Here is a 7,548-nt window from a genome sequence, read left to right as displayed (position 1 = left end):
CTGTCCCAGGTACGGTTGACCTGCAGGCGCAGGCCGATCGGATTGCTCTTCTGGCCCATCTTACGCCTCTTCTTCCTGTTCGCGCACGACGATGCGGATGCGGCTGAACGGCTTGACGATCCGGGTCGACTTGCCGCGGCCGCGAGCGTGCCAGCGCTTCATCGAGATCGACTTGCCGACGCTGGCTTCCTGGATGACCAGGGCATCGACGTCGAGGTTGTGGTTGTTTTCGGCGTTGGCGACGGCGCTGGCGAGAACCTTGCGCACGTCGACGGCCATCGCCTTCTTCGAGAAAGCGAGGACGTTCATCGCGTCTTCGACCTTGCGACCGCGGATCAGCGCAGCGACGAGGTTCAGCTTCTGCGCCGAGCCACGAATCTGCGTGCCCACGGACAATGCCTCATTATCCGCAACGCGGCGGGGGGATTTTGCCTTGCCCATTAGCGTTTGCCCTTCTTGTCGGCCGCGTGGCCGGGGAAGAAGCGCGTCGGCGCAAATTCACCCAGCTTCATGCCGACCATGTCTTCATTGACCGACACCGGCACGAACTTGCGGCCGTTGTAGACGTTGAAGGTCAGCCCCACGAACTGCGGCAGGATGGTGGACCGACGCGACCAGGTCTTGATCGGGGCAGAGCTGCCGCCGTCCTGGGCCGTTTCGGCTTTCTTGAGCAGATGGAGGTCCACGAAAGGACCCTTCCAGACCGAGCGAGCCATGGCTTACCTCTTCTTCTTCGCGTGACGCGACCGGATGATCATCTTGTCGGTCGACTTGTTCGAGCGGGTGCGGGCACCCTTGGTCGGCTTGCCCCACGGGGTCACCGGATGACGGCCACCCGATGTACGGCCTTCGCCGCCGCCGTGCGGGTGATCGACCGGGTTCTTGGCAACGCCGCGGGTCAGCGGACGCTTGCCGAGCCAGCGGCCGCGACCGGCCTTGCCCAGATTGGTGTTCTGGTTGTCGGGGTTCGACACCGCGCCGACCGTGCCCATGCACTCGCCGCGGATATACCGCTGTTCGCCCGAACCGAGACGCACGATGACGAGACCGCGGTCACGACCGACGACCTGCGCATAGGTGCCGGCCGAACGGGCGATCTGGCCACCCTTGCCCGGCTTCATCTCGATATTGTGGACGATCGTGCCGACCGGCATCTGCGACAATTCCATCGCATTGCCCGGCTTCACGTCGGTCTTCTTGCCCGCGACGACGGTGTCGCCGACCGCCAGGCGCTGCGGCGCCAGGATATAGGTCTGCTCGCCGTCCTCATACTTCACCAGCGCGATGAAGGCGGTGCGGTTGGGGTCATATTCCAGACGCTCGACGGTGGCCGGCATGTCCCACTTGCGACGCTTGAAGTCGATGAAGCGGTACTTCTGCTTGTGGCCGCCGGCGATGCCGCGCGAGGTCACATGACCCTTGTTGTTGCGGCCACCGGTCTTGTTCTTGCCTTCGGTCAGCGCCTTGACGGGCTTGCCCTTCCACAGCGACGATTTGTCGACGAGGATCAGGCCGCGCTGCGCGGGGCTGGTCGGATTATAGGATTTAAGTGCCATTGTTCTTGCCTCTTCCTACAATCAGACGCCGGTGGTGACGTCGATCGACTGGCCTTCGGCCAGGCGAACGATCGCCTTCTTCACGTCGCTGCGGGTGTAGGGCTTGCCCTTCCAGCGCTTGGTCTTGCCCTTGGTGACGAGCGTGTTGACGCCGATCACCTTGACATCGAACAGCGCCTCTACGGCGGCCTTGATGGCGGGCTTGGTCGCGTCGTTCGCAACCTTGAACACCACCGCGTTATTCTCGCTGAGCAGGGTCGACTTTTCGGTGATCACCGGAGCGAGGATCACGTCATAGTGACGCGCGTCGACAGTTTTTGCCTTAGCCATTGAAACGGGCCTCCAGCTTTTCGACCGCCGCGCGGGTCAGGACCAGCGTGTCGGCACGGATGATGTCATAGACGTTGGCACCCGCCGCCGGCATCGAGTCGATACCGATCAGGTTGGCCGACGCCATGGCGAAGCTTTCATGGACCGCATCGCCGTCGATGAAGAGGGCGCGGTTGCCGAGTTCGAGCTTGCCGAGCTTGCCGGCGAGCGCCTTGGTCTTGGCATCCTTGAGCTCGAGCGTGTCGAGGACGACGATCTTGCCGCCCTTGGCCTTGTCGCTGAGCGCCATCTTCAGGCCGAGCGCGCGGATCTTCTTGTTCAGCGAGTGGCCGAAGGTGCGGGCCCGGGGGCCGTGCGCCTTGCCGCCGCCGATGAAGATCGGCGCCCTGCGATCGCCGTGACGCGCGGTACCGCCGCCCTTCTGGCGACCGAACTTCTTGCCCGTGCGGGCGACGTCGCTGCGTTCGCGGGCGGCGCGAGCCGGACCGCGGCGCTTTTCGAGCTGCCACGACACGACGCGGTGCAGGATGTCGGCGCGCGCTTCGACGCCGAAGACGTCGTCGCTGAGGTCGATATCGGTGCCGGCCTTGCCGGAGCCCGCGGTTTCTAGGGTCTGAACCTTGACCTTCATGATCAGGACTCCTGCGCGCCGTCGGTGGTCGCGGTGTCGGTCACGACGGTCTCTTCGACCGGCGTTTCGACCGGCGCGTCTGCCGGGGCTTCCTGGTTGCTGTTGGCCGCGCTCTTGATGCCCGCCGGATAGGGGGCCTCGGGGTGGCGCGGCAGCTTGACCGCATCGCGGACCATCAGCCAGCCGCCCTTCGAGCCAGGGACCGAGCCCTTGACGAAGAGAAGGCCGCGCTCGACGTCGGTGCGGACGATTTCGAGATTCTGCTGGGTGCGGTTGCGCGCGCCCATATGGCCGGCCATCTTCTTGTTCTTGAAGACGCGGCCCGGATCCTGGCGGTTACCCGTCGAACCATGGGCACGGTGGCTGATCGACACGCCGTGCGTGGCGCGCATGCCCCCGAAACCCCAGCGCTTCATCGCACCGGCAAAACCCTTGCCCTGCGTGACGCCCTGGATGTCGACGATCTGGCCGGCGACGAAATGGTCGGCCGACAGTTCGGCGCCGACGTCGAGCGTCGCGTCGTCGGCGACGCGGAATTCGACGACCTTCGCCTTGGGCTCGACTTCGGCCTTGCCAAAAGCGCCGCGCTGGGGCTTGGCGACATTCTTCGCCTTTGCCGAGCCGGCACCGAGCTGGACGGCGACATAGCCGTCACGTTCTTGTTCGCGCACGGAAATGACCTGGCAGCCTTCGAGGCTCAGGACAGTGACGGGCACATGGCGGCCGTCGTCCTGAAACAGGCGGGTCATCCCCATTTTCTTCGCGATCACGCCAGTACGCATGATCCATACTCCTCAACAGAGGCCGGGCGGACCATTCCGCACGGCTTGCGGGACCCGTTGAGGCAAGCCTCTTACGGAACCCTCCCAGCCCAAAATTTCGATGCATCGCCCCGTCCGGGCTGAGGTGCCGCTTCCCGAAGGATAAGCGGCGAGACGGGGGACGCAGCCCGGACCATGATGCTTCCAAGGAAGCGGTCCGGCGGTATCCACCCTATCGTGACGCAGGCGGCGAACCGTCCTGCCGATAGAGACCCCGCTTTCGCGGGGCTGCTGACCCTTAGGCCAGCTTGATTTCGACGTTCACGCCCGCGGCGAGGTCGAGCTTCATCAGCGCGTCGACCGTCTGCGGGGTGGGCTGCACGATGTCGAGCAGCCGCTTGTGGGTACGCACCTCGAACTGCTCGCGCGACTTTTTGTCGACATGCGGGCCGCGGTTCACGGTGAATTTTTCAATACGCGTCGGAAGCGGGATCGGGCCGCGAATAAGCGCTCCGGTACGACGCGCCGTGTCGGCGATGTCGGTGGTGGCCTGATCGAGCACGCGGTGATCAAAGGCCTTCAGGCGAATGCGAATATTCTGCGTTTCCATGACTATTCCAGTCGAATCCCGTCTAACGATGCGAAAGAGCCGAAATGGCCTGCTCCGGCTCCCCCATGGAAGCCGAACCGGCCATTGAAATTCTTAAAGCTACGAGCCGCGCGAATCAGGTCCGAATCGCGCGGCTCGCGGCCCTATATTACTTTGTGATCGTCGCGACAACCCCTGCGCCGACCGTGCGGCCACCTTCGCGAATGGCGAAGCGCAGACCCGGGTCCATGGCGATCGGGGCGATCAGCTTGACCGACAGCTGGACGTTGTCGCCCGGCATCACCATCTCGGTGCCCTCGGGGAGGATGACCTCGCCGGTGACGTCGGTGGTGCGGAAGTAGAACTGCGGACGATAGTTCGCGAAGAACGGCGTGTGACGGCCGCCTTCGTCCTTCGACAGGACGTAGACTTCCGAGGTGAACTCGGTGTGCGGCTTGATCGTGCCGGGCTTGCAGAGAACCTGGCCACGCTCGACCTCTTCACGGCCGACGCCGCGGATCAGCGCGCCGACATTGTCGCCGGCCTGGCCCTGGTCGAGCAGCTTGCGGAACATTTCGACGCCGGTGACGACGGTCTTCTTGGTGTCCTTGATGCCGACGATCTCGACTTCTTCACCCACCTTGACGACGCCGGTTTCGATACGGCCGGTGACGACGGTGCCGCGACCCGAGATCGAGAACACGTCTTCGATCGGCATCAGGAAGGGCTTGTCGAGCGGACGTTCGGGCTGCGGGATCCACGCGTCGACGGCCGCCATCAGCTTCATGATCGCGTCCTTGCCGATGGCATCGTCGCGGCCCTCGAGTGCGGCGAGCGCCGAACCCGGGATGATGGGGATGTTGTCGCCGTCGAAGTCGCGCTTCGACAGTTCTTCGCGGATTTCCAGCTCGACGAGTTCGAGCAGCTCGGGATCGTCCAGCTGGTCGACCTTGTTGAGGAAGACGACCATGGTCGGAACGCCGACCTGCTTGGCGAGCAGGATGTGCTCCTTGGTCTGCGGCATCGGGCCGTCAGCGGCCGACACGACGAGGATCGCGCCGTCCATCTGGGCGGCACCGGTGATCATGTTCTTCACATAGTCGGCGTGGCCCGGGCAATCGACGTGGGCATAGTGGCGGCCGTCGGTTTCATATTCGACGTGCGCGGTCGAAATGGTGATGCCGCGCTCGCGCTCTTCGGGAGCCTTGTCGATGTTCGCGAAATCGACGGCGGCGTTGCCGGCGACGTTTTCGGCGAGCACCTTGGTGATCGCGGCGGTCAGCGAGGTCTTGCCATGGTCGACGTGACCGATGGTGCCGATGTTGCAGTGCGGCTTCGTCCGCTCAAATTTAGCCTTAGCCATGATATTGAACCTTCTTGTTCGATGTTTCGGTTGATCAGTCGTGGACGAGCCTGCTGAATCAGGCGCCGCCCTTAGTAGGTCTTGGCGCGCGGTGCAAGTCCGCGCTTGTTCAGGTCCTGCCGTGCGAGGACCCCCGCACGGCCAAACCAAATCAGGCCATCTTGGCCTTCACTTCTTCCGCCACATTGCTCGGCACTTCTTCGTAATGCGAGAACTGCATCGAGTATTGCGCACGGCCCTGCGTGAAGGACCGCAGCTGGTTGACGTAGCCAAACATATTGGCAAGCGGCACCATGGCTTCAACCACCTGGGCGTTACCACGGCTGTCGGTGCCCTGGATCTGGCCGCGGCGGCTGTTGAGATCGCCGATCACGTCACCCATGAATTCCTCAGGGGTAACGACTTCGACCTTCATCACCGGCTCAAGCAGCTTGATGCCGGCCTTCGCCGCCACTTCGCGCATCGCCGCACGGCCCGCGATTTCGAACGCAAGGGCCGACGAGTCGACGTCGTGGTAGGCGCCGTCGGTCAGCTTGATTTCGAAGTCGATGATCGGGAAGCCGATCATGTGACCGTTTTCGGCCGACTCACGCATGCCCTTTTCGACCGACGGGATATATTCGCGCGGAATGTTGCCGCCCTTGATCTCGTCGATGAAGGTGATGCCCGAGCCGCGTTCGCCGGGAGCGACGCTGACCTTGACGCGGCCGAACTGGCCCGAGCCGCCCGACTGCTTCTTGTGGGTGTAGTCGATGTCGACCGGCTTCGCGAGCGATTCGCGGTACGCAACCTGCGGCGCACCGACGTTCGCTTCGACCTTGAACTCGCGCTTCATGCGATCGACGAGGATGTCGAGGTGAAGCTCGCCCATGCCCTTGATGATCGTCTGGCCCGATTCATGGTCGGTCGACACGCGGAACGAGGGATCCTCGGCGGCGAGGCGATTGAGCGCGATGCCCATCTTTTCCTGGTCGGCCTTGGTCTTCGGTTCCACCGACAGCTCGATGACCGGCTCGGGGAATTCCATCCGCTCGAGGATGATCGGCGCGTTGTTGGCGCAGAGCGTGTCCCCGGTGGTGGTTTCCTTGAGGCCCGCGAGCGCCACGATGTCGCCTGCGAACGCTTCCTCGATGTCTTCACGCGAATTGGCGTGCATCAGGAGCATACGACCGATCTTTTCCTTCTTGTCCTTGACCGAGTTCAGATAGCTGCCCTTGGTCAGGGTACCCGAATAGATGCGGGCGAAGGTGAGCGAACCGACGAACGGGTCGTTCATGATCTTGAACGCGAGCATCGACAGCGGAGCGTCGTCGGCGGTCGCGCGCGAATCGGGTTCGTTCGTGTCGGGGTTGATGCCCTGAACGTCTTCGATGTCAAGCGGCGACGGCAGATAGTCGACGACCGCGTCGAGCAGCGTCTGAACGCCCTTGTTCTTGAACGCCGAACCGCAAAGGACCGGAACAAACGCCTGGCCGAGCGTGCCCTTGCGGATCAGCGCCTTCAGCGTCGCAACATCGGGCAGCGTGCCTTCGAGATAGGCCTCCATCGCGTCGTCGTCCTGTTCGACGGCGAGCTCGACGAGCTTTTCGCGATACTCGGCGGCCTTGTCGACGAGATCGGCCGGAATCTCTTCATAGAAGAATTCGGCGCCCAGGCTCTCATCCTTCCAGATGATCGCCCGTTCGTTGACGAGGTCGACGAGGCCCTTGAAGTCGCCTTCTGCGCCGATCGGCAGATAGAGGACGGCCGGGACCGCACCGAGACGATCGATGATCGTCTGGACGCAATAATAGAAGTTCGCACCGGTGCGATCGAGCTTGTTGATGAAGCACATGCGCGGCACGCGATACTTGTCGGCCTGACGCCACACGGTTTCCGACTGCGGCTCGACGCCGGCAACGCCGTCGAACGCGGCAACCGCGCCGTCGAGGACGCGCAGGCTGCGTTCGACTTCGATGGTGAAGTCGACGTGGCCGGGGGTGTCGATGATGTTCAGGCGATGCTCGGGACCATTGCCCTCTTCAGCCTTCCACAGACAGGTGGTCGCAGCGGACGTGATCGTGATGCCGCGTTCCTGTTCCTGTTCCATCCAGTCCATCGTCGCAGCGCCGTCATGGACTTCGCCGATCTTGTAGGACTTGCCGGTGTAATAGAGAATGCGCTCGGTCGTCGTGGTCTTGCCGGCGTCGATGTGCGCCATGATACCGAAATTGCGATAGCGTTCGAGCGGATGGCTGCGTGCCATGATCTTTTCCTTGGATTTGGGGGGAGGCCTTTGGAGCCGCCCCCGATATAGGAAGTTTTGTTGCGATTGCGAG

Annotated in this window: 9 protein-coding genes; all 9 read right to left on the bottom strand. The window is 63.2% G+C overall.

Annotated elements, in window-relative coordinates:
• Positions 1 to 60: 60 nt before the first annotated feature.
• Positions 61 to 441, bottom strand: a complete 381-nt coding sequence (gene rplV / locus JNM03_RS08230; RefSeq protein ID WP_056341841.1) for a 50S ribosomal protein L22 — start codon at positions 439 to 441, stop codon at positions 61 to 63.
• Complete coding sequence (gene rpsS / locus JNM03_RS08225; RefSeq protein ID WP_037556370.1) at positions 441 to 716, bottom strand: 30S ribosomal protein S19; 276 nt, start codon at positions 714 to 716, stop codon at positions 441 to 443. Before rpsS ends, rplV begins: the two co-directional genes overlap by 1 nt.
• A gap of 3 nt (positions 717 to 719) precedes the next feature.
• Entirely contained in the window at positions 720 to 1,556 is an 837-nt protein-coding gene (rplB, locus tag JNM03_RS08220; RefSeq protein ID WP_294035982.1) for a 50S ribosomal protein L2, read from the bottom strand.
• A 21-nt stretch (positions 1,557 to 1,577) separates the two neighbouring features.
• Positions 1,578 to 1,886 (bottom strand): 50S ribosomal protein L23, encoded by a 309-nt coding sequence (locus tag JNM03_RS08215; protein WP_058806667.1) that lies wholly within the window; start codon positions 1,884 to 1,886, stop codon positions 1,578 to 1,580.
• Positions 1,879 to 2,517 (bottom strand): 50S ribosomal protein L4, encoded by a 639-nt coding sequence (gene rplD, locus JNM03_RS08210; protein ID WP_294035981.1) that lies wholly within the window; start codon positions 2,515 to 2,517, stop codon positions 1,879 to 1,881. Before rplD ends, JNM03_RS08215 begins: the two co-directional genes overlap by 8 nt.
• Before the next feature lie 2 nt (positions 2,518 to 2,519).
• Positions 2,520 to 3,299 carry a 50S ribosomal protein L3 gene (gene rplC / locus JNM03_RS08205; RefSeq protein ID WP_056341854.1) on the bottom strand — a complete coding sequence of 260 codons (780 nt, stop codon included), beginning with the start codon at positions 3,297 to 3,299 and terminating at the stop codon, positions 2,520 to 2,522.
• A 277-nt stretch (positions 3,300 to 3,576) separates the two neighbouring features.
• On the bottom strand, positions 3,577 to 3,888 hold the full coding sequence (rpsJ, locus tag JNM03_RS08200) for a 30S ribosomal protein S10 (protein WP_003042199.1): 312 nt from the start codon (positions 3,886 to 3,888) through the stop codon (positions 3,577 to 3,579).
• A 148-nt stretch (positions 3,889 to 4,036) separates the two neighbouring features.
• A complete protein-coding gene (gene tuf / locus JNM03_RS08195) occupies positions 4,037 to 5,230 on the bottom strand; it encodes an elongation factor Tu (RefSeq protein WP_294035980.1) in 1,194 nt (397 codons plus the stop codon).
• A 151-nt stretch (positions 5,231 to 5,381) separates the two neighbouring features.
• Complete coding sequence (gene fusA, locus JNM03_RS08190) at positions 5,382 to 7,475, bottom strand: elongation factor G (RefSeq protein WP_294035979.1); 2,094 nt, start codon at positions 7,473 to 7,475, stop codon at positions 5,382 to 5,384.
• Positions 7,476 to 7,548: the final 73 nt, after the last annotated feature.

It is taken from the genome of Sphingopyxis sp. (assembly GCF_016793825.1).
Classification (GTDB): domain Bacteria; phylum Pseudomonadota; class Alphaproteobacteria; order Sphingomonadales; family Sphingomonadaceae; genus Sphingopyxis.
The sequence above is the reverse complement of the archived record's forward strand: the minus strand, read 5'-3'. Positions and strand labels throughout refer to the sequence as shown.

Excerpts from the sequence above, each read along its gene's own strand:
- rplV (WP_056341841.1), bottom strand. The coding sequence starts at position 441 with ATGGGCAAGGCAAAATCCCCCCGCCGCGTTGCGGATAATGAGGCATTG.
- rpsS (WP_037556370.1), bottom strand. The coding sequence starts at position 716 with ATGGCTCGCTCGGTCTGGAAGGGTCCTTTCGTGGACCTCCATCTGCTC.
- rplB (WP_294035982.1), bottom strand. The coding sequence starts at position 1,556 with ATGGCACTTAAATCCTATAATCCGACCAGCCCCGCGCAGCGCGGCCTG.
- JNM03_RS08215 (WP_058806667.1), bottom strand. The coding sequence starts at position 1,886 with ATGGCTAAGGCAAAAACTGTCGACGCGCGTCACTATGACGTGATCCTC.
- rplD (WP_294035981.1), bottom strand. The coding sequence starts at position 2,517 with ATGAAGGTCAAGGTTCAGACCCTAGAAACCGCGGGCTCCGGCAAGGCC.
- rplC (WP_056341854.1), bottom strand. The coding sequence starts at position 3,299 with ATGCGTACTGGCGTGATCGCGAAGAAAATGGGGATGACCCGCCTGTTT.
- rpsJ (WP_003042199.1), bottom strand. The coding sequence starts at position 3,888 with ATGGAAACGCAGAATATTCGCATTCGCCTGAAGGCCTTTGATCACCGC.
- tuf (WP_294035980.1), bottom strand. The coding sequence starts at position 5,230 with ATGGCTAAGGCTAAATTTGAGCGGACGAAGCCGCACTGCAACATCGGC.
- fusA (WP_294035979.1), bottom strand. The coding sequence starts at position 7,475 with ATGGCACGCAGCCATCCGCTCGAACGCTATCGCAATTTCGGTATCATG.